The following is a 23,928-nucleotide window of genomic DNA, read 5'->3' as shown; positions in this document are numbered from 1 at the left end:
CTCTCGTGTAGATGGTGCCGGATGGCTTACGCCACCGTCAGCGTGGTCTTCTTCAGGTCCGCGCTGTTCGGTCCGGCGAAAATGGTAAAGGTGCCCGGCTCCACCACGCGCTGCATGTCGGCATTGTAGAACCACAGGTCGGTCGGCTTGATGTCGAAGGCGAGCGTGCGGCGCTCGCCCGGCTCCAGGGTCACGCGCTGGAAGCCCTTCAGTTCCAGCAGCGGCCGGGTGACCGAGCTGACGTCGTCGCGGATGTACAGCTGCACCACCTCGTCGCCGCGGCGGCTGCCGCTGTTGCGCACCTCGACCAGGGCGCGCGTGCTGCCGCCCGTGCCGATGCGGGCCTGCTCCAGGCGCGGCTCGCCGATCTCGAAGCGGGTGTACGACAGGCCGAAGCCGAACGGGTACAAGGGCGTGGTGACGCCGTCGATGTAGCCGCGCCGGCTGCTCGGCTTGCGGTTGTAGAACACCGGCAGCTGGCCGGTGTCGCGCGCGATCGAGACCGGCAGCTTGCCGCCCGGGTTGGCGCGGCCGAACAGCAGGTCGGCCACCGCGTGGCCGGTCTCCTGGCCCATGTACCAGCATTCCAGCAGCGCATCGGCGCGTTCGGCCAGCAGGTTGACCGACAAGGGACGCCCGTTCAGCAGCACCACCACGGTCGGCTTGTTCAGCGCGAAGATGGCGCGCGCCAGGTCGTTCTGCTGGCCGATCAGGTCCAGCGAGGTGCGGTCGCCCAGGTGGTTGTCGGCCCAGGCTTCGCGTGCGGTCTGCTCGTTGTCGCCCAGGACCATGACGATGGTGTCGGCCGATTTCGCCGCCGCGACCGCCTCGGCGATCAGGCGCGCGTTGACTTCCGGCTTGGTAAAGACGATCTCGTCCTTGCCCCACACGCGGCCCTCGGTCAGGCGCACGCCTTCCGCGTAGGCCAGCGCAAAGCCCTGCGCCTGCGCTTCCTTCTGCAAGCCTTCGTAGACCGAGACCACGTGGCGCGGCACGTCGGAATAGCCGCCGATCGGCGTGTCCTTGGCGTGGGTGCCGAGCAGCAGCATCTTGCCGACTTTATTTGCCTGCAGCGGCAGCAGATTCTTGTCGTTTTTCAGCAGCACGGCGCTGCGGCGCGCCGCCTCCAGCGCCAGCGCGATCGCATCCGGCGTGGCGGTGCGGGCATCGGCCTGGGCGGCATCCGCGTACGGATTCTCGAACAGGCCGGCCTCGAATTTCAGTTTCAGGATGCGGCGCACCATGGCGTCGAGTTCGGCCACGGCGATCTTGTTTTCCTTGACCAGCTCGGCCAGGGTCAGGTAGCCCAGCGGGTCCGGGGTCTCGATGTCGACCCCGGCCTTGACCGCGCGCAGCGCCGCTTCCTTGGGCGTGGCGGCCAGGTGGTGGCGCGTGATCAGCTCGTTGACCGCCATGTAGTCGGACACGGTGACGCCCTTGAAGCCCCATTCCTTGCGCAGCACGTCGGTCAGCAGCCAGCGGTTGGCGTGCGAGGGCAAGCCGTCGATTTCGTTATACGACGGCATGACGGCGGCGATCTTCGTCTCGCGGATGACCTTTTCGAACGGCGGGAAGAAATCCTCGCGCAGCGTGCGCTCGCCCAGGTTGGCCGGGCCGATGTTGGTGCCGCTCTCGGGCTGGCCGTGGCCGGTCATGTGCTTCAGGGTGGCGTAGACCTTGTCCGGCGCCAGCGGCAGCGTCTCGCCGGAAAAGCCGATCACCGCGGCCTTGCCCATCACGCCGCACAGGTGCGGGTCTTCGCCGTAGGTTTCCTCGATGCGGCCCCAGCGCGGCTCGCGCGCCACGTCCACCACCGGCGCCAGCGCCAGGTTGGCGCCGCGCGCGCGCATCTCGCGCGCGGCCACGCCGAAGATCTTCGTCACCAGGGCCGGGTCGAAGCTGGAGGCCAGGCCGATCGCCTGCGGGAAGCTGGTCGCCTCGCGCGTCACATAGCCGTGCAGCGCTTCCTCGTGCATCAGCACCGGGATGCCCAGGCGGGTGCGCTCCATGGCCCACTTCTGCACGGCGTTGACGTAGTCGGCGGTCTCCTTCGGGCCGCGGTGGGCGGTCTCGCCGGCGTCGCCGGCGGCCGTGGCCGCGCCCAGCTGGCGGTCCGAGGGCCGGGCGAACATGCCCATGCCGTGCGGGTGCGCCTTGGCCGCCTTGTCGGCGGAGAAGCTGGTGTCCGGGTTCTGCAGCGCCGCCTTCTGCTGCCACACGCACTGCATCTGGGCGATCTTTTCGTCCAGCGTCATGCGCCGCAGCAGGTCGTCCACGCGCGCGTCGACCGCGGCGCCGGCCTGCTTGTACAACGGCGCGCCGCCGGACGCCGCCGCCTGGGCCGCATGCGCCAGCGCGGGCACGCTGCCCACGGTCGCCAGGCCGGCCGCGCTGCCGACGGTCGCCAGGAATTCCCTACGTTTGATTGCCATCGATTTTCGTCTCCACTGCTTGTCGTTATATCCCGCCGGTCATGCCGGCGGACGTTTGCTTGCTGCAAATCGTTGTGCGCTGCCACAGAAATCGAACATTTCCATAACAGAAATGTTACCGCAATCATCGGAGTCTAAACGGCGAAATTAGTGGTTGTCAATGAAATAGTGGGCGCCTACGAGTGATGCTGGCGCAGGGTGGACGGCTCGGTGGGGACGTGCGATTCGACGCGACGCGCGCGCCGTCCACGCGTTCATGCGGCACCCGCGTCGCCGCGCTCCATGCAGCGGCCGGACGCGTCGGCAAGCCGGTTCAACCGGCGGCGTGCGCGCGCTTGGCGCCGGCGCCGCCCTTGGCGACCGGCTTGGCCGGCATCTTGACGCTCGGCAGGCGCGCCGGCGGGCGCACGCGCGGGGCGGCGTCGGACTGGCGCCGCACCAGCTCGAAGTCCATGCGCACCCGCTCCGGGGCCGCCGCCACGCCTTCGCGCTGGGCGCGCACGCGCCGCACCAGCGACTGCACCGCTTCGCGCGCCATCTCGGCGATCGGCTGGCGCACGGTGGTCAGCTCCGGCCAGATGGTGGTGGCCAGCGCGGTGTCGTCGAAGCCGGTGACGGTCAGGTCGCCCGGCACGTCCAGCCCCAGGCGGTGCGCCACCGCCACCGCGGCGGCGGCCATGTCGTCGTTGCTGGCGAAGATCGCGCTGGGACGTTCGTCCAGCGCCAGCAGGTGCTCGGCCGCGTCCAGGCCGGAGCGGTAGGTGAACATGCCCTGCACCACCAGTTCTTCCGACTTGTCGGCGCCCTTTTCCTCGATGGCGGCGCGGTGGCCGGCCAGGCGGCGCGCGCTGGCGGTCTGGTTCGGGTGGCCGACCACGAAGCCGATGCGCTGGTGGCCCAGGGCGATCAGGTGGCGCGTCATGTGGTGGGCGGCCTCGTAGTCGTCGACGCTGACCGCGCCCACGCGCTCGTCCGGCAGGCCGCAGGCCACCACCACCGCCGGGATGCCGGAATCGGCGATGCAGGCGATGACGGCCTCGCTGTCGCACAGCGGCGGCGGCAGGATGATGCCGTCCAGGCCGTTCTCGATCAGGTGGCGGGTCTGCGCTTCCTCGTGCTGGCCGGCCTCGCACTTCTCGACGAACAGCTGCACGTTGTTCAGGCCCGACTGGTTCAGCAGGCCGACCAGGAATTCGCTCAGGTAGCCGGCGCTCGGATTGCTGTACAGGAAACCGACGCGGATCGGCTTGGAACCGGCCAGATTGCGCGCTTCCTGGTTGGGGGTGTAGTTCAGGGCGGTGACGGCATCGGCCACCTTGCGCCGCGTGCTCTCGCGCACCAGGCCCTTGCCGTTCATGACGCGCGACACCGTCATCGCGGACACGCCCGCCAGCTTGGCGACGTCGGCCATGGTCGGCTGGCCGCGGCGCTCGACCTCTTCCTGCATGGTCTCTACTTTGGCTTTCGTCATGTCCGGCGCGTCCTTATGCTAGCGGTTGTTTGCGCTATCTTAGCACAGGAACATCACCCCCAGCGATGGCGGTAGATAGGCCGCCTAGCTCGGCAATGGCCCCAGAAATCGATTTCATCGAAATAAGGTTTGCGCTAACATCGCGCCGCCGGTTAAGCTCGCACGAGCCACGCTTCCATAAAAAACGCAGTCAAGAAAACAACCGGAGACACCTCGTGCAGCGACTTTTCCCGCGCCGTCCAGCCGCGCATTCTGTCTTGTTCCTGGCGGCGCGCCTGCTGGCGGCATGCCTCATCGGCTTGGTCCTCGCGCGGCCCGCGCTGGCCGCCGACGAAGACGGCTACGAGCTGTGGCTGCGCTACCGCCCCCTGCCGGCCACCGCGCGCGCGCAATTGCAGGACAGCGCCGCCGCCATCGTCACCCTGGCGCCGGACAGCCCGACCGTGCGCGCCGCGCGCGCCGAGCTGCAGCGCGGGCTGGCCGGCCTGCTGGGCCGCACGCCGGCCACGCCCGCCGCCGCAATAGCAGCGACCCGGCTCGCCGCCGGCAGCGTGGTGCTGGCGCGCGCCGCCGACCTGCCGCCGTCGTTTGCCGGCCAGGCCAGGCTGCGCGCGCTGGGGCCGGAAGGCTACCTGGTGCAGCGCACCCGCCTGCGCGATGCGGACGTGATCCTGATCGCCGCCAACGCCGATACCGGCCTGCTGTACGGCAGCTTCGCCTGGCTGCGCGCGCTGCAGACCGGCACCGGCGCGGCCGATCGGGACCTGGCGCGCATCGAACTGGCGTCCAGCCCGGCCCTGCCACGCCGCATCCTCGACCACTGGGACAACCTCGACCGCACCGTGGAGCGCGGCTATGCCGGCGAATCGATCTGGAACTGGTGGGAACTGCCGGACGTGATCGACCCGCGCACCACCGACTATGCGCGCGCCAACGCCTCGCTCGGCATCAACGGCGCGGTGCTGAACAACGTCAACGCCAAGGCCGCGGTGCTGTCCGCGCCCTTCATCGCCAAGGCCGCCGCCGTGGCCGGCGTGCTGCGCCCGTACGGCATGCGCGTCTACCTGTCGGTGCGCTGGTCGACCCCGCTGGAACTGGGCGCCACCAAAACCGCCGACCCGCTCGACCCGGCGGTGGCGGCCTGGTGGCGCGCCAAGGCGGACGAACTGTACGCGGCGATACCGGATTTCGGCGGCTTCCTGGTGAAAGCCAATTCCGAAGGACAGCCGGGACCGCAGGACTACGGCCGCAACCACGCCGAAGGCGCCAACATGCTGGCGCGCGCGCTGGCGCCGCACGGCGGCATCGTGATGTGGCGCGCCTTCGTCTACAACCCGGCGTCGCACCCGAGCCAGAACAACGACCGCGCCGCCCAGGCCTACGAGCAGTTCAAGCCGCTGGACGGCAGCTTCGACGCCAACGTCATCGTGCAGGTGAAGAACGGGCCGATCGACTTCCAGCCGCGCGAGCCCGTGCACCCGCTGTTCGGCGCCATGCCGGCCACGCCGCTGATGATGGAATTCCAGATCACCAAGGAGTACCTCGGTTTCGCCACCCACCTGGCCTACCTGGGGCCGCTGTTCGAGGAAGCACTGCGCTTCGACACCCGCGCCGGCGGCGCCGCGGCGCCGGCGCTGACGGTGGCGCAGGTGCTCGAAGGCGGTCACGATGTCGCAAAGGTGGGTGGGATCGCCGGCGTGGCCAACATCGGCAGCAGCCGCAACTGGTCCGGCTCGGACTTCGACCAGGCCAACTGGTACGCCTTCGGCCGCCTGGCCTGGGACCCGCTCGGCGACAGCCGCGCCATCGCGCGCGAATGGGCGGCGCAGACCTGGTCCACGGACGCACGCGTGACCGAGCCGGTGACGGCGCTGATGATGCGCTCGCGCGAGGCGGTGGTCGACTACATGACGCCGCTCGGCCTGCACCACATCATGGGCACCGGCCACCACCACGGCCCGGCGCCCTGGATCGACGACCTGGAGCGGCCCGACTGGAACCCGGTGTATTACCACCGCGCCGGGCGCGACGGCATCGGCTTCGAACGCGGCGCCGCCGGCAGCAAGGCGGTGTTCCAGTACGCGCCCGAGGTGGCGCGCCGCTTCGCCGACCCGGCCACTACCCCTTCCGAACTGCTGCTGTGGTTCCACCACCTGCCGTGGGACTACCGCATGCCGTCCGGCCGCACCCTGTGGCAGGAACTGGTGGCGCACTACGACCGCGGCGTGGCGGAAGCGGCGGCGCTGCAGGCCGGCTGGGAGCGCGTGCGCCCGCTGGTTGACGCGCGCCGCGGCGGCGACGTGGCCCAGCGCCTGGCGCGCCAGCATGCCGACGCCGTGTGGTGGCGCGACGCCTGCCTGGCCTACTTCCAGCATGTTTCGGGCCTGGCGCTGCCGCCCGGCACGCGCGCGCCCGCGCATCCGCTCGAATACTACCAGGCACTGCGTTTTCCCTTCGCGCCCGGCCACGGCTGAACGCAATGATCCATCCCCATAACGATCGCAATCGGAGACAAGCATGACCACACGACGCACCATGCTCGGCGCCCTCGCCGGCGCCACCCTGCTGCCGGCCCTCGCCCTGCCCGGCCTGTCACACGCCGCTGCGGCCGACGCGGCCGAACCGCTGAAGGAGATCGCACGCCGCAAGGGCCTGCGCTTCGGCACCGCGGTCGGCGGCGGCCGCAACCAGTTCGGCGACGCGGCCTACCGCGCGCTGGTCGAGCGCGAATGCGGCATCATCGTGGCCGAGAACGAGATGAAGTGGCAGGGCCTGGAACCGGCGCGCGACGCCTACCGCTTCGGCCCGGCCGACGCCATGCTGGCCTGGGCCAGGGACAAGGGCATGGCGATGCGCGGCCACAACCTGTTCTGGCAGGCCGAGAAATGGCTGCCGGCCTGGGTCGCCAGGGAAGACTTCGGCGCAGACCCGAAGCGCGGCGTGGAAGCACTGATGCGCAAGCACGTCAAGACCGTGTGCGAGCATTTCGGCAGCGCATTGGACAGCTGGGACGTGGTCAACGAAGCGGTCGACCCGGCCGACGGCAAGCTGCGCCAGAACGCCCTCACCCGCCCGCTCGGCGCCATCGAGCAGATCGACCTGGCGTTCCGCCTGGCGCACGAGTACGCGCCGCATGCGCAGCTGGTCTACAACGACTATATGCGCGGCGACGCCGGCAGCGCCAGGCACCGCGCCGGCGTGCTGGCGCTGCTGGCGGAACTGAAAAAGCGCGGTACGCCGGTCGACGCGCTCGGCCTGCAGAGCCACATCGGCTCGTGGGACGACATCGATGGCGGCAAAAACCAGGGCACGAGCGGCAGGCAGCGCGACCTGGCGGAATGGCGCCGTTTCCTGGACGAGGTCACCGGCATGGGTTACGGCCTGTTGATCACCGAGTTCGACGTCAACGACCGCCGCCTGCCGGCCGACATCGCCCGCCGCGACGCCGGCGTGGCCGCAGCGGCGCGCGACTACCTCGACCTGACGCTGTCGTACCCGGGCCTGCGCGACTTCCTGTTGTGGGGCATGTCGGACAACATCAGCTGGCTGCAGACCTGGGACGAAGCGCCGCGCAAGGACAAGCTGCCGATGCGCCCGTGTCCCTACGACGCCCAGCTGCGCGCCAAGCCGCTGCGCGAGGCGATCGCGGCGGCGATGCGCGGCATGCCGGCGCGGCAGGCCTGAACCAACCCGTAACGTCGTCCCCGCGAAGGTGAAGTGACCTAAGAAAGTTGGACAGGGGGATTATGCGGTCTTGGCGTGTGCTAGTCTATATTGAACAGGACTCATGCCGCCAAGGCCGATCCTGATCCGGTCTTGATTGTAATACTGCACGTAATCCACGATGGTCTTCTTTAGGTCATCGATGCTGGCAAATTTGTGATTGTGGAAACACTCTGACTTCAAGATGCCGAAGAAGCTTTCCATGGACGCGTTGTCGTAGCAGTTACCTTTGTTGGACATGCTTTGCTCCATGCCGGCGTCGCTCAGCATCTTGCGGTATTGAGTCATCTGGTAATGCCAGCCCTGGTCCGAATGAAGCATTGGTTTTTCATTGATGCCCAGCTTTTGCTGTGCCTTCGTGAGCATTGAAGTTACCAGGGTGAACACTGGCCGTGTATCGAATGAATACGCAACGATTTCCCCGTTAAACAAATCCTTGATTGGTGAGAAGTACAGCTTGTCTTGCCCTACTTTGAACTCGGTGACGTCAGTGACCCATTTCTGGTTAGGTTCGCCTGCAGTAAACTCCCGCTTGAGCACATTTGGCGCGACTATGCCTACTTGACCTTTATACGATTTATATCGTTTAACTCGTTGTGACGACTTCAATCCTTCTGCCTGCATCAGCCGTTGGACGGTATTGGCATGAATTTTTTTACCTGCCTGTACCAAGGCGCTTGCTACGCGGCGGTAGCCGTAACGCCCTTTGTGCGCATCAAACGTCATCTTGATAAGCTGTTTGATGCCTTCGTGTCTATCTGGCCTTTGCCTGGCCTTGTCCCAATAGTAAAAATTGCTCTTGGGAAGATTGACGATCTTGAGCAGGGTAACAATTGGGTATTTTTGCCTTAATTCATGCACTACCTGCGCTTTTTGGGCGCGGGCTGCTTTTGTGCTTGAGCTAAGGCTTGCAGCTTTTTTAGAACCTCTACCTCCATACGCAAGTACTCGTTTTCCTTGAGCACCTCATCAAGCGTACGTTCGGCATCAGGTTTGGCGGCAGGTTTTTTCGTAGGTGCTTTCATTTGGCGAGCGTGATTGTGCGGCTTGGCCAATGCCTCCAAGCCACCGCTGCTATAGCGGCTCTCCCATATCCCAATACTGGTCGGGTTGCGAACATTGAAGATGGCTGCCGTCTGTTTCATCGACAATCCATTGTCCCACATGTACTGTAGTGCCGACAGCTTAAACTGGGCATCATAGCGCGTTACCTTGCGGCTGATTCCTTCCATCCCATGCAAACGATAAGCCGCTACCCATCGTTTGACCGATCCAATATTTACCTCGTGATGCGCCGACAAACGGCGGAAACCCATGGTACCGCTGAAGTACTCCAGCACTACCTTGTGCTTGAATTCGTCTAGATACTTGAACATCTGATCCTTCGAAAGTTGAACGGTTTTCCTGTCCAACTTCCTTAGGGCAGTTCAAGGCGGGGACCCATACCGAGCATCCAAAGCCGATATCCGAAGCGTTTCCGTACTGTTGATCGGAGCGATTTCGGCACTTCAGCATGGGTCCCCGCATCCGCGGGGACGACGCAGGCTCAGCGCCTCAAGCCCTCCGCCGCGGCCTGCGCGCCATCCACCCCACCAACCCCAGCCCCAGCGCGAACAGCCCCGCCGGTTCCGGCACCTGCGCCGCGTCCGCCACCGTGAAATCGTCCATCACGAAAAAGCCCTTGTCGCGCGAGATCACCAGGCGCGTCACGCCGATAAAATTGGCGGCGACGAAGGCGAAGCTGTTGGTGATGGCCACGTCGCCGGTGCTGCCGACCAGCGCGCCGAGCGCATCGTAGCCCATGATGTTGACCGAGGTGGCCTGCGTGCCGTTGATGGCCGGCGCCGCGAACCAGGCGCCGGCGAAGTCGAAGGCGTTCGCGCTGGTCACGCTGAGGCGGTTCACGCCGAAGCCGTTGTTGACGAAGTTGCCGCCGGAGTGGGCGGCGTTGGCGTAGCCGCCCACCGTGGTGTCGCCCAGGTACCAGTTGCGGTCGAAGGTGAAGCCGCCGTAGGGGTTGTAGGCGCCGATCGTGGACAGCTTGCCCTTGGCGTCGAGGTCGTCGAAGTTCAGCACGGCGGCGCCGGCGTGGGCAGCGGCCAGGTTTGACGCGGCCAGGGCGGCCAGCAGCGGCAGGAGTCGGAGTGTCATGCTAGTCCTCATATGGTTATCGTTATCGTTGTCGTTCCGGGGCGCCTCGGCAAGCCGCTGCGCGCCGCATGGCCGGCGTGCGGCGGTTGTGCGAGGCGCCGTTTCCTTCAGTTGCAGACGTCGCCGGTCACCGTCGGCAGCGCCGAGCCGCTCACCGTCAGGCCGAATTCGGCCGTACCGCCCGGCGCGATCACCGTGTTCCAGCTCTGGTTGGCGCTCGCGCTATAGGTCGGCGGCGTGCCCGTCACGGCGGCGTTCCAGGAACCCTGCACGACCGAGCCGTCGCTGTAGGTCCAGCCGACGGTCCAGCCGTTGACCGGGTTGGCGCGGTTGTTGGTGATGCGCACCGCCGCGTTGTAGCCGCCGCTCCACGATGCGGTCACCAGGTACTCGCACTTGTTGACCGGCGCGGACGGCGTGCCCGGCGTCGCCACCGCCGGCGTCACCGTCACCTCGCCGTTGTCCGCGACCATGCCGTAGACGATGCCGCGGCCCACGGTGCTCATGTAGACCATGCCGTAGGTGTTCATGTCGCCGACCACGAACTGGCCGTTGCCGGTACCGCCGTATTCGTGGGCGTCGTCGTTGACGCGCACCCAGCTCGCGCCCTTGTCGATCGAGCGCAGCAGGCCGTGCACCGTGCCCACCGTGCCCCACATGTACAGGGCCGGATAGTCGCTGCCCGGCGCAGCCTTGCCCAGGCCGATGGCGCCGCAGGCCGAGACCGCCGCCAGCCTGGCGAACGTGGCGCCGCCGTCGACGGTGTGCGCCACGCCGTCGTTCAGGCATACCCAGACGTCGCCTTCGCGTTCCGGCGTTGCGCGCACCAGGCTGGCGCCGCCGCCCGCCAGCGTGCTTTTCACGGCGAACGAGGCGCCGCCGTCCGCGCTGGCGTAGAAGCTGCCGCCGTCGAAGGCATAGAATTTGGTCGGATTCACGCGGTCGGCGACCGGGCGCGCGTTGCGCACCGCCAGGCCGGCGATGGCGCGCCAGTTGGTGCCGAAATCGGTCGAGCGGTAGCTGGTGGCGGAATTCGACGGGCTGTGCAGCAGTGCGTAGCCGTCGGCCGATAGCGCCAATTGTCCCTGGCTGCCGTTGATCGTGGCCGACCGGGTCCAGCCGGCGCCGCCGTTGGTGGTGGTATACAGGGCGCTGCCGGCGCGCGCCATGACGTTCGGGTTGCGCGCGGCGACCGCCAGGCCGGACGTGCTGCCCATGCGCGGCTGGTGGATGCTGCCGTAGGCGTCCGGGCTACGCTGGACGAAGCCGTCGTAGTCGAGCATGACGGACACGAAGGGTGCGCCGGCCACGCTCTCGGCGGCGGTCGGCACGGTTTCCTCGAGCCCGGCCACGTCGAAGTTCCAGGTCGGCGCGGCGGCATCGATGTCGGGCGTCTTGAACACGCCGTTGCCGGAAGTGACCCAGGCCTGGCGCGTGTCGAAGGGATCGAATTCGACGCTGCCGGCCCAGTGGACCGCCTCGGTCTTGATCCAGTCCACGCCCTTGCTGTCCAGCCTGAAGCCGCGCTGCACCACGTCGCTCCAGTTGCGGCCGCCGTCGCGCGAGCTGTAGATACGGTCGCCGTAGGCATTGTCGTGCTGCAGCTTCCAGGTGTTGATGGTCGAGGCGACCAGGTGCTTCGGGTCGCGCGGGTCCATGCTGATGCCGCTGAACGGGTTGCCCAGGCCGGCCGGCGTGACGTTGGTCCAGTTGCCGCCGGCGGCATCGTATTCCCAGATCTGGCCGCGGTCGAACGGCTCGGCCGTGGTGCCGTAGGGACCGGCGCCGTTGGCGTAGGTGACCACCAGCGCGCCGTCCGGCGACAGCACGGCGCGCTGCGGCATCAGGCCGGCCGGGCCGCCCGCCACCGGCTCGAAGCTGTCGCCGCCGTCGTAGCTGAAATACAGGTTGGGGCCGGCCGAACCGAAGCGCGAGACGCCCACGAAGATGCGCTGCGCGCGGCCGTTGTCGACGCTGGTGGGGTCGAGCAGCACGAAGCCGATGCCGTTGTCGTTGGCGGTGGCCGTCACCGGCAGCGAATCCAGGCGGTTCCAGGTAACGCCGGCATCCAGGCTGCGGAACAGGCCGTCGCGCCGGGTGCCGGCGTACACCACCGCGCCGTCGCCCGGATCGACCTGCAGCTTTTCGCCGGACTGGCGCCCCATGCCGTTGCCGTGCGCCTTGAATTTGCCGGTGACGTCGATGGTCTTGAAGCTGCGGCCGTAGTCGGTCGAATGCAGGATGACGGTCTTGCCGTTGTTGAAGTAGCTGGTGCCGGCCAGCAGGTAGACGTTGGCGGCATCGTTGGGATCGATCGCCAGCGACTCGACGCCCTGCAGGCCGGTCTCGCCGTCGGACACCCAGTCCAGCAGCGCCACCCAGCGTCCGCTGGCGGCGTCGTAGCGGTAGGCGCCGCCGACATCGGTGCGCGCATACACTACGCCGCGCTCGCTCTTGCTGGGGATGATGCCGGTGACGTAGCCGCCGCCGCCGACGGCGACGCTGTCCCAGTGGTAGTGCTCGGCCGACGCGTGCGCGCACGCGAACAGGCCGGCCGCGACGAGCGCGGCCAGGCGTTTGGTTTTCATTTGTCTCCTCCGTTTTTTCGATGGGCTTCGTGTGGCCGAAGCGCGCGTTCTTTATGCAGTGTTATGAAATCTGCACAAGAAATCAACCGAAATGTGAGACAGGAGGCAATTCGTTAACAAATATGTTGTGCGCTAACACCTTTGCATACCGGCCCGACCGTCTTGCCGCAGCGGATGCTTCGGTGAAAGCGTCGCTGCGGCGATGGAACAGCGGGGCCGGTCAGGCGATCGTCACCGTGATAGCGGCCTGGTAGCCGGCCGCCACGCTGCCGCTGGTGTCGAGCATCTCGGTGCTGGTGCCGTCGCTGAAGACGTTATCAGCCGAAAACGAGGTCACCGAGGTGTTCTGCCCTTTCGTGTACAGCGAACTCGCATACACGGCCGCGGTTACCGCCTGCGGGAACGCGAACTGCGTGGTGGCCGTGGCCGTGCCGCCCAAGCTGTTCGTCACGTACACCTGGGCATGGATGTGGGTAATCCTGCCGACGTACCAGCCGGGGAAGATGGTGGTGAACGTCACCTGGCCGTTGGCATCGGTGGTCTGCACGCCGCGCAGGTAGGTCAGGCCGGCCTGCCCGGCGTTCTGGTTGCTGCTGTAGCCCGAATACAAGCCGTCCTTGTCACAGTGCCAGATATAGATCGCCGCGCCGGCCACCGGGGTGCAGCCGTTGCTGAGGTCTTGCAGCGTGATGGTCAGCGTCAGCGGCACGCCGGTCTTGCCCTCGGTGATGTCGCTGCGGCGGATGGTCGAGTTGGTCAGGACGGCGTACAGCGGATACGGCCCGTCGGTCTCGCTGGCGGTCAGCGTGCAGCTGCCGACCGCGGCGCGGGTGACGGTCGCGGTGTAGGTGGTGCGCGTGGCGCCGTCCTGGGCGGTCACGACGATGGTGAGCGTATTGCTGCCGACCGCCAGCGCGATGCTGGCGGCGCTGCCGCTGGCCACCGTCGTCCCGTTGACGGTGACACTGGCGGCGCTGCTCGACGTCGTCGGCGTCACCGTGATCGACGCCACGCTGTTGGCCACCGCCGCCGTGTACGCGGTGGTGGCGGCGCTGAAGGTCGGCGACAGGCTGCCGCTGGACAGGGTCAGCGCGCTCAGCGTGGCGAGCGTCGAGGTGGTTGCGGCCTCGCGGGTGACGCTGACGGTCGTGGTGGACACGGTGCTGCCGTCCTGCGCGCGCACGACCACGGTGATGGCGTTGCTGCCCACCGCCAGCGCGATGGCGGACGAGCTGCCCTCGCCGTTGGTCGCGCTGCCGTTGACGGTCACCGTGGCGTTGCCGTTGCTGGGCGAGGCCACGACGGTCAAGGAAGCGACGTTGTTGGCGACCGTCGCCGTGTAGGCCAGCATGGAGGCGCTGAACGCGGGCGACAGCACACCGGACGACAGCGACAGGGCGCGCAGCGTGGCGTCGCTGCTGACGGTCGAGGTGGCGCGGGTCACGGAGACGGTGTAGGTGAGCGTCGTCACGCCGTCCTGCGCGGTGACGAGGATGCTGATCGTGGTCACGCCGGCGCTCAGGGAGATGGCCGCGGAGGCGGCGCCGCTGGCCACGGCCTGGCCGTTCACCAGCACCGTCGCCGACGTGTTCGCGGCCGTCGGCGTGAGCGTGATGGTACTGACCGTGCTGGCCACCGCCACGGCGTAGGCGCTGGTGCCGCTGGCAAACGCCGGCGACAGGGTGCCGGCCGAGACGCTCAGGGCCGACAGGGTGGCGACGCTGGAGGCGGTCGCTGCGGCGCGCGTGACGACCACGGTATAGGTCTGCGTGCTGGTGCCGTTGCCGGCCGTGACGACGATCGACACGGTATTCGCCCCCACCGCCAGCGTTACCGCGGCGGAGGTGGCGCCGCTGGCGACGGCGCTGCCGTTGATCTTGACGCTGGCGGCGCTGTCGGCAACGGTGGGCACGAACGCGATCGACGCCACGCCGTTGGCCACCGCCACCGTGTAGGCCGCGGTGGTCGCGACGAAGGTCGGCGACAGCGCGCCCGACGAGACGCTCAGGCCGGCCAGGGCCGCATTGCTGGACGAGGAGGTGCTTCCGCCCGAACTCCCGCCGCACGCCGCCAGGGCGAGCGCGCTGAGGGTACCGAGGGCGCCGCCCAGGGCCTGGCGCCGCTTCGACACCGGAGGAAGCGTCTCGTCGGGCCGGGATGGACGTTCGCCGGGCGCCTGCGAAGACGGGTTGTCGTGGTCGGCGTGGGCGCGCCGCTGATCCCGCAAGTCGTTTGCCATGTGTCGTGCCTTGAGTAGGTTGGTCGCGAAGCCGGCCGGGCCGGCCGTATGTACGAGCCCATCCTATTCAGCGCGCACGCCCCCTTCAAGCACGTTTACCTATCTTTACGCGTGTCCGCGGCGCTCAGCCGCCCGGCGCCGCCGCCCAGGCATCCTCGTACAGCACGCCCGCCACCGGCTGGCGCTTGTCCCAGCCCTCTTCCTCCAGCATCGGCGCCGCGTAGAACGCTTCCACGTGGCCGACGCACAACACCGCGATCGGCACGCTGTCCGCCGGCATCGCGCACAGTTCCCGGATGCGCTGCGGATCGAACAGCGACACCCACCCTGCCCCGATGCCCTCGGCGCGCGCCGCCAGCCAGAAGTTCTGGATCGCGCACGATGCCGAGGCCAGGTCCATCTGCGGCATGGTGCGGCGCCCGAACACGTAGGGTTCGCGCTTGTCCATCAGGCCCACCACCAGCACCTCGGCGCAATCGAGGATGCCCTCCACCTTCAGGCGCATGAAGTCGTCGGCGCGCCGGCCGAGCGCGTGCGCGGTCTGCACGCGCTCTTCCTCGACGTGGGCGTGGATGGCCTGGCGCAGCGCGCGGTCGGCGATGCGGATGAAGCGCCATGGCTGCATCAGGCCGACGCTGGGCGCGCTGTGCGCGGCCGCCACGAAGCGTGCCAGCTGCGCGGGGTCGATCGGCGTCGGCAGGAAGGGGTCGCCTCAGAAAACGGAAAATAAAGCACGCTAAGCCGTTTGGCGCGGTCTCAGTGGTCTGAACTTGCCGGCACCTACCTTCGCACTGCTACGCCACACGTAATCGCCTGTCAGATTGATATGTTCCCAGCCAAGCGGCGATAGGTACTGCAACAGGCCGATATCGACGCTCTGGCCATGGCCACGCAGCGCATTCGTGGCCCGCTCAAGGTAGACGGTATTCCAGAGTACGATGGCGGCCGTCACCAGATTGAGGCCGCTTGCTCTGTAACGCTGCTGCTCGAAGCCCCGATCGCGGATCTCGCCAAGACGATTGAAAAACACGGCACGCGCCAAGGCGTTGCGCGCTTCGCCCTTGTTGAGCCCTGCGTGCACGCGGCGCCGTAGCTCGACGCTCTGCAGCCAGTCGAGGATGAACAGCGTTCGCTCAATCCGTCCCAGCTCGCGCAACGCGACAGCCAGGCCGTTCTGGCGCGGATAACTACCTAGCTTCCTCAGCATCAAGGACGCCGTGATCATCCCCTGCTTGATCGACGTGGCCAGCCTCAGAATCTCATCCCAGTGAGCGCGAACGTGCTTGATGTTGAGCGTCCCGCCGATCATCGACTTGAGTCCGTCATAGCTAACATCGTTCCTCGAGAGGTAGAGCTTAGTATCGCCCAGGTCGCGGATGCGCGGCGCGAACCTGAACCCGAGCAGGTGCATCAACGCAAAAACGTGATCAGTAAAGCCGGCCGTGTCAGTGTAGTGTTCCTCGATCCGCAAATCGGACTCGTGGTACAGAAGGCCGTCGAGCACATAGGTCGAGTCGCGCACGCCGACGTTGACAACCTTTGTATGAAACGGCGCGTACTGGTCCGAAATGTGGGTATAGAACAGCCGCCCTGGCTCACTGCCGTATTTCGGGTTGATGTGGCCAGTGCTCTCGGCCTTGTTGCCAGCCCTGAAGCGCTGGCCGTCCGAGGACGACGTGGTGCCGTCACCCCAGTGTTTCGCGAAGGGATGTCGGGACTGTGCATTGACCAGCTCGGCCAGCGCAGCGGAATAGGTGTCGTCGCGGATGTGCCAGGCCTGCAGCCACGCCAGCTTCGAGTATGTCGTGCCAGGGCACGACTCGGCCATTTTGGTCAGGCCCAGGTTGATCGCGTCGGCAAGGATCGTCGTGAGCAGCAAATTCTTGTCCTTGGCCATGTCACCGGACTTCAAATGCATGAAGTGTCGAGTGAACCCGGTCCATTCGTCCACTTCCAATAGCAGCTCTGTGATCTTGATGTGTGGGAGGATGGCTGCAGTCTGGTCTACCAGGATCTGAGCGCCGTCAGGCACTACCGCGTCAAGCGGCGTAATCTTCAAGCCCGATTCCGTGAGCACCGCATCCGGCAAGTCATTGGCCAAGGCCATCCGGTTGACCTCGGCCAGCTGCTGTTCCAGCAAGCCGATCCGGTCATGCAGGTAGCGGTCGCCGTCCGTGGCCACCGACAGCGGCAGATCGCCCGCGATCTTCAACGCCGCGAACCTGTCGATCGGCACCAGGTAGTCCTCGAAATCCTTGAACTGGCGCGATCCCTGCACCCAGACGTCTCCCGAGCGCAGCGCGTTCTTCAGCTCCGACAACGCGCACAGCTCGTAGTAGCGGCGGTCGAGGCCTGCGTCGGTCATGACCAGCTTTTCCCACCGTCTTTTGATGAAGTCAGTCGGCGCCCCTGCCGGCAGCTTGCGGGCATTGTCGGCGTTCATGGTTCGCAGCACGTCGATCGCATCAAGCACATCACGGGCAGCCGGCGCCGCGCGCAGCTTGAGCACATCGAGGAACGCGGGCGCGTATCGGCGCAAGGTCGCGTAACTCTCGCCAACCCGGTGCAGGAAATCGAAATCGCCAGGCTGGGCGAGCTTTTGCGCCTCGGTGACGCTTTCGGCGAACGCATTCCAGGACATCACCCCTTCGATGGCCGCGAACGGGTCTGCACCCGATTGCTTGGCTTCCAATAGGGCCTGACCGATGCGGCCGTACAGTTTCAGCTTGTCGTTGATAGCCTTGCCGGACGCCTGGAACTGCTGCTGATGCTTGTTCCTGGCCGCGTTGAACAGTTTGCCGAGGATGCGGTCGTGTAGGTCGATGATTTCATCAATCACGGTTGCCGCGCCGTCGATCGCCAATGCGGCCAGCGTGGCGTAACGCCGTTGAGGTTCGAACTTCGCCAGGTCGGCCGGCGTCATCTGACCACCCTCCCGGGCGATCTTGAGTAGACGGTTTTGGTGAACCAGCAGATCGATCCCCTCAGGTAGACCAATCGCCTGCCAGACCTTCAGGCGCTCGATGTGTTCTAGCATGTGGCGTGAATTCGGCTTGGCCGGCGACTGGCGCAGCCAAGCCAGCCACGTTGTCCTGCCGTTGTCCCGTCGATTGAGCAGGTCACCCAGCCGTCGGCGGTGCAGAGACGATAGCGGCTTACACAACGTGGCGTAGATGTGCCGGTTAGCCCGCGTGATCGCTTCCGCACAGATTCGCTCGATCGCACCTAGCGCGGGCTGGATCACCGATTGTTGCCGCAGATTCTCGATGAGGGTGCTGGCCAGCACGACGCCTTTGTCGGTCTGCTTGGCGATCTCGGTCAAGGTGTGCACGGACCGCCGATAGTGGCCCATCGTAAAGAGCTGGTAGCCGAAAACGCTCTGCAGTTCGACAAGGTGCTCGCGCCGCGTCTGGTCGCGCTGGCCGTACTCCGCCCAGCACTCGGCCGGCACATTCAACTGTTCGGCAACGAATTTGAGCAGGGCCGGGAACGGTGCCTGGTCGGCACCGAGGATGACGCCAGGGAAGCGCAGATAGCAGAGTTGTACCGCGAAGCCGAGGCGATTGGCAGGGCCGCGCCGCTGCCGGATAACAGACAGGTCGGATTCGCTGAATTCGTAGTATCGGATCAGGTCGTCTTTGGCAGTGGGTAAGGTCAGGAGGTTGTCAAGCTCGGTGGCGGATAGGATCGAACGACGTGGCATGCGGTTATTCTGTTTTCAGGTATTGGTAAAGAGTCTCCCGACTGATGCCGAGGTCGCGCGCTACGGTTGCCTTCGGCTTGCCGTCGGCGACCCGAGTGCGTAGCTCGGTCACGCGCTCGGGCGCGAGCGCTTTTTTGCGGCCGCGGTAGGCCCCGCGCTGCTTGGCCAGCGCGATCCCCTCGCGCTGCCGTTCACGGATAAGTGCGCGCTCAAACTCGGCAAAAGCGCCCATCACCGACAGCATCAGGTTTGCCATTGGCGAGTTCTCACCGGTAAAGGCCAAACACTCTTTGGCGAACTCGATCCGCACGCCGCGCCTGGTCAGGCTCTGCACAAGGCGTCGTAGGTCGTCCAGGTTGCGGGCCAAACGGTCCATGCTGTGCACGACCACGGTGTCGCCCTCGCGCACGAAGCCCAGCAGCGCTTCCAGCTGCGGCCGCTGCGTGTCTTTGCCCGATGCCTTGTCGGTAAACACCCTGTCCACCTGTACGTGCTCGAGCTGCCGGTCCGGGTTCTGCTCGAAACTGCTGACCCTGACGTAACCGATTCGTTGGCCTTTCAAGGGACCTCCCTGTTGTCAATGTCAGGCTGAAATCTATGAGCCTTCCAGTCAGGTGTCAATAAATCGCTTCCGCGACCCTATCCTGACGCGCTTTGCCGAGATTTCCTAACGCCTAATTAGGGTGTACTGCAACTTGGCAGGTGGACGACGCCGGCAACCTGTGGTTCCTCAGCGCCGACGACAGCCACAAGAACGCCGAGATCGACGCCGACCGGAACGTGGCCCTGACCTTCCAGACCGACAAGCATTCCGGATTTGTCCGCATGGACGACCGCGCCAGCATCTCGCGCGATGCCAGCCGCATCAAGGACTTGTGGAATCCGCTGCCGCGGACGTGGTTTACCGAAGGAGAGAACGATCCGCGCATCACCGTCGTCCAGGTCGCGCCCGTGTCGGGATACTATTGAGACAACAAACACGGCGACGCGGTGGCGGCGGCCAAGGCGGCGGTCGGCGCCGTCGTCGGCAAGACGCTCGACGATTCCATCGAAGCGCGGCTCATCTTCTGAGCGCCGTCTCCTGCTTGGATACGGACCGCGGGTGCCCGACCGGAGGCACCCGGACCGTCGCGACAAAAAAGCAGTTGACTTGCCGAACCGTTCGTATATCCTCCACTGCATCGCTACAGTATAACGATACAGTAAATCCTTTGGGACGTTTCCTTCATCCCGACGCCGGAATTTTTTACCCTTCTACTGTAACGATACAGATAAATGTTTCGGTCGAAACTACAATAACGAAGGAGACAACATGTTGAGCCATACCGCATTCCGGCCGGTGCGCTGCGCGCGTTTGCCGATCGCCACCGCGACCACGCTGGCGCTGCTGGCCTGGAGCCCTGTACAGGCGCAACAAGCGGGCAAGGACGAGGCCTCGCAGCCGGCCGATCGGCAAGCAGCATCCGCCGCACAACCCAAGCTCGAGCAAGTGGTCGTCACCGCCAACCGCCGGGTCGAAAAGCTCGAGGACGTGCCCGCATCTATCTCGGTGCTCGGCGAGGAAACCCTGCAGCGCAACAACGTGCGCGAACTAGTCGACATCGTCAATCTGTCGCCCGCTCTGTCGATCTCGGTCGGCACCCAGGTCGGCACCAACAGCATCAACATGCGCGGCATCGGCACCACCTCCAACAATCTGGGCATCGAGGGCGACGTCGCGATCCTGGTCGACGACATCCCTTATTCGCAGGCGCAGCAGGCATTCAAGGATGCGACCGACGTGGTGCGCGTGGAAGTGCTGAAGGGACCGCAAAGTACGCTGTTCGGCAAGAGCTCGATCGCCGGCGCCGTGCTGATGACGACCAAGCCGATCGGATCGGGCCCGATGCAGACCCGCGTGAGCCTGTACCGTACCAGCGACCACGAATACCGTGCCTCCGCCGCCCTGAGCGGGCGCCTGAGCGAGGACGTCGGGCTGCGCCTGTACGTCAGCAAGACGGATTTCCCGGGCATGCTGCACAACCTGACGAACGACACGATGCAGAACGGCTCGGGCGGTAAGAGCGTCCTGGCCAAGCTGCAGTGGCGGGTGACGCCCGACCTCGACGTGCTGATCGCGCCGCATTTCGACCACTCGCTGTCGACCGGTAACACGGCCGCCATCATCGCGATCGATCCGGGCGTCGGCTACCTGTACAACAAGAACTACACGGCGCTGTCGAATACCGCCGTCCTGCGCGACATCCACATCGGCCCCTTGAACCGGGAGATCCGCAACGATTCGCCGACCGGGCTGGAGTCGACCGACCGCGGCATCGGCGTGCGCGCCAACTACGCGTTTCCGGACGCCTCGCCACTGGCCGGGCATACGCTGACCTCGATCACCTCGGTCGACAACAACCTGTCGAATGACTTCCGCGACAACGACAACATCGACCTGATCTCGACGTACTACCAGGTGAACGCGAGCGGCAAACCGTCCGGCATCGCCGATCCGCCCATGATCAACGGCACCACGGCCAGCAAGACATCGACCCAGGAATTCCGCCTGACCTCGCCGGACGGCAGTGCGTTCCGCTACCTGGTCGGCGTGTGGCTGTCGCGCAATACCATGTATCGGACCTATTACCGCGGCAACCCGTTTGTGAAGGAAACGAATTTCACCAACTACCTCACCGATTCGGGCATCCTGAACCATGCGATCTACGCCAACACGAACTGGGACTTTGCGCCGCGGCACAGCCTGAGCGCGGGCCTGCGCCTGAACCGCGAGACCAACAACTATTCCTTCCATACGATCGACAGCCTGTCGTCGTCCGCGCCGAACAACGTGCACACCGGCGAGTACTACTACGTCGCCCCCAGCACGAGGCGACGGCGATGACGGGCAAGCTGGGCTACAGCTTCCACGTCACCCGCGACGTGATGGCCTATGGCACCGCCTCGACCGGCAACAAGGGCGTCGCCTACGACATGACCAGCGGCGCCAACAACCCGAACGTGTTCGCCCACCTGCCGCTGGCGGCCGAGAAAGCGTTCAGCCTGGAAGCCGGCCTGAAGGCCAATCTGTGGAACAACCGCGCCACCTTCAACGCAGCCTTTTTCCAGACCCGCTTCCGCGACTACCAGACCTCGGCCACCGAGCGCTTCTCGGACGGCAGCCTGGCCAGCGTCCTGTACAGCATCCCGGCGATCCAGACGCGCGGCTTCGAAGCCGACGCCACCGTGCTGGCGACGCGCGCCCTGCTGCTGAACGCCAACCTGGCCTTCACGCGCGCCACGATCCGGTCCTGGGACCAGGGCACCTGCTACAGCGGCGCGACCGATTGCACGATTCCGAACCGCCTGGTGCCCGGCGCCTTCCTACGCGACGCCAGCGGCGGCGCGATGCCGAATTCGCCCAAGTGGAAGCTGTCGATGGGCGCCGAATACACGCTGCCGCGGGCGGCCTGGCTGCCGTATCCGGTCGCCGTCAACGCGCAGTGGCGCACCCAGTCGGCCGTGCGCGGCGCGATCAGCCAGGACCCGAGCCTCGACCGCCCGGGCTACGGCATCCTCGACCTCGGCGCCCACGTCGCCGACGCCACGGGACGCTACAAGCTGTCGGTGGGCGTGCGCAACGTGCTCGACAAGCACTACGCGGTCGGCAACGTCGGCTCGTTCCTGAACTTCAAGCGGACCAGCGGACCCGACATCAAATCGTATGGCTGGCAGCCGGCGCGCGACGCGTTCCGTTACACCTCGATCCGGCTGGACATGACGTTCTGAACGAACGGACGACACCATGAACGAACCCAGAATCCAGGACGTGGCCAGGCTGGCCGGCGTCTCGACCACGAGCATCTCGAACTTCCTGAACAACCGGATGGAACAGATGCGTCCCGGGACCCGCCTGAAGATCCAGCAAGCCATCGAGCAGCTGGGCTACCGCCCGAACAGCGCGGCGCGCCAGCTCAAGACCGGCGTGGCGGCGATGGTCGGCCTGCTGGTGCCCTCGTTGGCGAACCAGTTCTTCGGGGCGCTAGCCTGCGCGGTGGAGACGGCGGCCGCGCGCGACGGCTGCCAGGTGATGACGTTCAGCACCTTCCGCGATCCGGACCGCGAGCGCGCCGTCACCGCCGACCTGCTGGCCTACGGCGCGAAAGGCATCGTCACCGGATCCGCGCTGAATGACACCGACCACCTGGCGACGATCGCCGCGCGCTGCCCGGTCGTGGCCTTCGATATCCGGCGTTCCTCGGAAAGCCACGACCGCATCGCTACGGTCTCGGTGGACAACGTCAGCGCCACCGCGCTGGCGGTCGACCACCTGGCCGCCCTGGGCCACCACTCGATCGCGCTGGTGACGCCGCCACCGTACACGCTGAACCGCCAGGATCGCCTCAAGGGCTTCCAGCAGGGCGTCGCGCGCGCGGGGCTCACCGGCGAACTGATCATCGTCGACGCGAGCGAAGCGCCGCGCGACCCGCACGGCGATACCCAGCTGTTCGAGCTGGGCCGCAGCGCGGCGGCGCGCCTGCTGGCGGCCGCGAGCCGGCCGACGGCGGCGATCGGCATCAACGACATGATGGCGATCGGGATCGGTGTCGGCCTGCGGCAGCTGGGCAGGCAGGTGCCGCGCGACGTGTCGCTGATCGGCATCGACGACATCTTTTTCGCGGTCGCCCACGATCCGCCGCTGACCACGGTGCGCCAGCCGATCCAGGCCATGGCCGACGCCGCCGTGCAGCGCATCCTGGCGCCGTCGTCGGCCACGGCCACGACCGACGAAGCCGGGCTGTTCGCGCCGGAACTGGTCGTCCGGGGCTCGACGGCGGCACCGCGTACTTAACCATCACCACCAAAGGAAAACAAAGCATATGGAACTCATCGGAAAGAAAGCCCTGGTCACCGGCGGCGCATCGGGCATCGGCAAGGCCAGCTCGCTGGCGCTGGCGCAGGCGGGCGCCGACGTCGTGCTGACCTACTGGAGCAGCGCCGCCGAGGCCGACGAGGTCGTGGGCCAGATCCGCGCCATGGGCCGTCGCGCGCACGCGATCCAGGCCGACATGAGCGACAGCGGCGCCGCCGAACGCGTCTTCGCCGAGGCCGAACATGTGATCGGCGAGATCGACGTCGTGTTCGCCAATATCGGCGGCCTGATCCAGCGCTGCCGGGTCGCGGAGATGCCGCTGTCGCTATGGGCCGACGCCGTGAACCTGAACCTCACCAGCACCTTCGCGATCTGCCATGCGGCGTTGAAGCGCATGGAGCCGCGCCGGCGCGGATCGATCGTCACGATGTCCTCGCTGGCGGCTTTCGACGGCGGCGGCCCGGGCTCGGCCCACTACGCCGCGTCCAAGGCGGCCGTGGCCGGCTTCACGCGCGCGCTGGCGAAGGAAGCCGGCCCGCTGGGCATCCGCGTCAACGGCGTGTCGCCGGGCCTGATCGCCACCCGCTTCCACGACACCTTTAATACGCCGGCCAATCGCCAGGCCATCGTGGAGCGGACGCCGGCCCGGCGCGAGGGCGCGCCCGAGGACGTGGCCAACCTGGTGGTGTTCCTGGCGTCCGAACGCGCCGCCTTCCTGGCCGGCGAGATCGTCCAGGTCAACGGCGGCCTGGGTTTGTATTGAACGGAG

The 23,928-nt window shown here is 66.4% G+C and carries 15 protein-coding genes and 1 pseudogene; 7 read left to right on the top strand and 9 right to left on the bottom strand.

Going from position 1 to position 23,928, the window contains the following annotated elements; genetic code table 11:
* Positions 1–26 precede the first annotated feature (26 nt).
* Both HH212_RS20310 and HH212_RS20305 read right to left on the bottom strand, forming a co-directional pair.
* Positions 27–2,432 carry a glycoside hydrolase family 3 N-terminal domain-containing protein gene (locus HH212_RS20310; protein ID WP_170204160.1) on the bottom strand — a complete coding sequence of 802 codons (2,406 nt, stop codon included), beginning with the start codon at positions 2,430–2,432 and terminating at the stop codon, positions 27–29.
* A 313-nt stretch (positions 2,433–2,745) separates the two neighbouring features.
* Positions 2,746–3,903, bottom strand: a complete 1,158-nt coding sequence (locus HH212_RS20305; RefSeq protein ID WP_170204159.1) for a LacI family DNA-binding transcriptional regulator — start codon at positions 3,901–3,903, stop codon at positions 2,746–2,748.
* A gap of 215 nt (positions 3,904–4,118) precedes the next feature.
* Between HH212_RS20305 and HH212_RS20300 the strand changes: the two genes are divergently transcribed.
* Complete coding sequence (locus HH212_RS20300; protein ID WP_229217378.1) at positions 4,119–6,377, top strand: alpha-glucuronidase family glycosyl hydrolase; 2,259 nt, start codon at positions 4,119–4,121, stop codon at positions 6,375–6,377.
* Positions 6,378–6,420: 43 nt separating this feature from the next.
* Positions 6,421–7,587 carry an endo-1,4-beta-xylanase gene (locus HH212_RS20295; protein ID WP_229217377.1) on the top strand — a complete coding sequence of 389 codons (1,167 nt, stop codon included), beginning with the start codon at positions 6,421–6,423 and terminating at the stop codon, positions 7,585–7,587.
* Positions 7,588–7,647: 60 nt separating this feature from the next.
* Here the strand turns inward: HH212_RS20295 and HH212_RS20290 are convergent.
* The 7 genes and pseudogenes from HH212_RS20290 to HH212_RS20260 all read right to left on the bottom strand — a co-directional run bounded on the left by HH212_RS20290 (position 7,648) and on the right by HH212_RS20260 (position 18,869).
* Positions 7,648–9,002 (bottom strand): IS3 family transposase gene (locus HH212_RS20290; RefSeq protein ID WP_370663882.1). Its coding sequence is split into 2 segments (ribosomal slippage): positions 7,648–8,516 and positions 8,516–9,002, totalling 1,356 coding nucleotides; the frame shifts between segments, so codons are not numbered across the junction.
* Positions 9,003–9,180: 178 nt separating this feature from the next.
* Positions 9,181–9,777: a PEP-CTERM sorting domain-containing protein gene (locus tag HH212_RS20285; protein WP_170204157.1), complete on the bottom strand. Its 597-nt coding sequence runs from the start codon at positions 9,775–9,777 to the stop codon at positions 9,181–9,183.
* A gap of 107 nt (positions 9,778–9,884) precedes the next feature.
* A complete protein-coding gene (locus HH212_RS20280; RefSeq protein WP_170204156.1) occupies positions 9,885–12,365 on the bottom strand; it encodes a cellulose-binding domain-containing protein in 2,481 nt (826 codons plus the stop codon).
* 220 nt (positions 12,366–12,585) lie between these two features.
* Positions 12,586–14,604: a cadherin-like beta sandwich domain-containing protein gene (locus HH212_RS20275; RefSeq protein WP_170204155.1), complete on the bottom strand. Its 2,019-nt coding sequence runs from the start codon at positions 14,602–14,604 to the stop codon at positions 12,586–12,588.
* Positions 14,605–14,728: 124 nt separating this feature from the next.
* Positions 14,729–15,307, bottom strand: a pseudogene (bluB, locus tag HH212_RS20270) (5,6-dimethylbenzimidazole synthase); the annotation flags it as partial.
* A 33-nt stretch (positions 15,308–15,340) separates the two neighbouring features.
* A complete protein-coding gene (locus tag HH212_RS20265) occupies positions 15,341–18,307 on the bottom strand; it encodes a Tn3 family transposase (protein ID WP_170204154.1) in 2,967 nt (988 codons plus the stop codon).
* A 4-nt stretch (positions 18,308–18,311) separates the two neighbouring features.
* The gene (locus HH212_RS20260; RefSeq protein ID WP_170204153.1) at positions 18,312–18,869 is read right to left on the bottom strand and encodes a recombinase family protein; all 558 of its coding nucleotides are present in this window, start codon (positions 18,867–18,869) and stop codon (positions 18,312–18,314) included.
* Positions 18,870–19,009: 140 nt separating this feature from the next.
* Between HH212_RS20260 and HH212_RS20255 the strand changes: the two genes are divergently transcribed.
* From HH212_RS20255 to HH212_RS20235, 5 genes are all read left to right on the top strand, one after another.
* Positions 19,010–19,276, top strand: a complete 267-nt coding sequence (locus tag HH212_RS20255; RefSeq protein WP_229217376.1) for a pyridoxamine 5'-phosphate oxidase family protein — start codon at positions 19,010–19,012, stop codon at positions 19,274–19,276.
* Between the two features lie 343 nt (positions 19,277–19,619).
* Positions 19,620–21,191: a TonB-dependent receptor gene (locus HH212_RS20250; RefSeq protein ID WP_170204152.1), complete on the top strand. Its 1,572-nt coding sequence runs from the start codon at positions 19,620–19,622 to the stop codon at positions 21,189–21,191.
* Complete coding sequence (locus HH212_RS20245) at positions 21,188–22,075, top strand: TonB-dependent receptor domain-containing protein (protein ID WP_170204151.1); 888 nt, start codon at positions 21,188–21,190, stop codon at positions 22,073–22,075. The genes HH212_RS20250 and HH212_RS20245 overlap by 4 nt, the downstream gene beginning before the upstream one ends.
* Positions 22,076–22,091: 16 nt before the next feature.
* Positions 22,092–23,138 carry a LacI family DNA-binding transcriptional regulator gene (locus tag HH212_RS20240; protein WP_170204150.1) on the top strand — a complete coding sequence of 349 codons (1,047 nt, stop codon included), beginning with the start codon at positions 22,092–22,094 and terminating at the stop codon, positions 23,136–23,138.
* Positions 23,139–23,166: 28 nt separating this feature from the next.
* Positions 23,167–23,922 (top strand): SDR family NAD(P)-dependent oxidoreductase, encoded by a 756-nt coding sequence (locus tag HH212_RS20235; RefSeq protein WP_170204149.1) that lies wholly within the window; start codon positions 23,167–23,169, stop codon positions 23,920–23,922.
* Positions 23,923–23,928: the final 6 nt, after the last annotated feature.

It is taken from the genome of Massilia forsythiae, assembly GCF_012849555.1.
Classification (GTDB): Bacteria; Pseudomonadota; Gammaproteobacteria; order Burkholderiales; family Burkholderiaceae_D; genus Telluria; species Telluria forsythiae.
The sequence above is the reverse complement of the archived record's forward strand: the minus strand, read 5'-3'. Positions and strand labels throughout refer to the sequence as shown.

Coding starts and splice junctions, on each gene's coding strand:
- HH212_RS20280 (WP_170204156.1), bottom strand. CDS start 12,365: ATGAAAACCAAACGCCTGGCCGCGCTCGTCGCGGCCGGCCTGTTCGCG.
- HH212_RS20310 (WP_170204160.1), bottom strand. CDS start 2,432: ATGGCAATCAAACGTAGGGAATTCCTGGCGACCGTCGGCAGCGCGGCC.
- HH212_RS20275 (WP_170204155.1), bottom strand. CDS start 14,604: ATGGCAAACGACTTGCGGGATCAGCGGCGCGCCCACGCCGACCACGAC.
- HH212_RS20285 (WP_170204157.1), bottom strand. CDS start 9,777: ATGACACTCCGACTCCTGCCGCTGCTGGCCGCCCTGGCCGCGTCAAAC.
- HH212_RS20245 (WP_170204151.1), top strand. CDS start 21,188: ATGACGGGCAAGCTGGGCTACAGCTTCCACGTCACCCGCGACGTGATG.
- HH212_RS20305 (WP_170204159.1), bottom strand. CDS start 3,903: ATGACGAAAGCCAAAGTAGAGACCATGCAGGAAGAGGTCGAGCGCCGC.
- HH212_RS20250 (WP_170204152.1), top strand. CDS start 19,620: ATGTTGAGCCATACCGCATTCCGGCCGGTGCGCTGCGCGCGTTTGCCG.
- HH212_RS20240 (WP_170204150.1), top strand. CDS start 22,092: ATGAACGAACCCAGAATCCAGGACGTGGCCAGGCTGGCCGGCGTCTCG.
- HH212_RS20235 (WP_170204149.1), top strand. CDS start 23,167: ATGGAACTCATCGGAAAGAAAGCCCTGGTCACCGGCGGCGCATCGGGC.
- HH212_RS20265 (WP_170204154.1), bottom strand. CDS start 18,307: ATGCCACGTCGTTCGATCCTATCCGCCACCGAGCTTGACAACCTCCTG.
- HH212_RS20295 (WP_229217377.1), top strand. CDS start 6,421: ATGACCACACGACGCACCATGCTCGGCGCCCTCGCCGGCGCCACCCTG.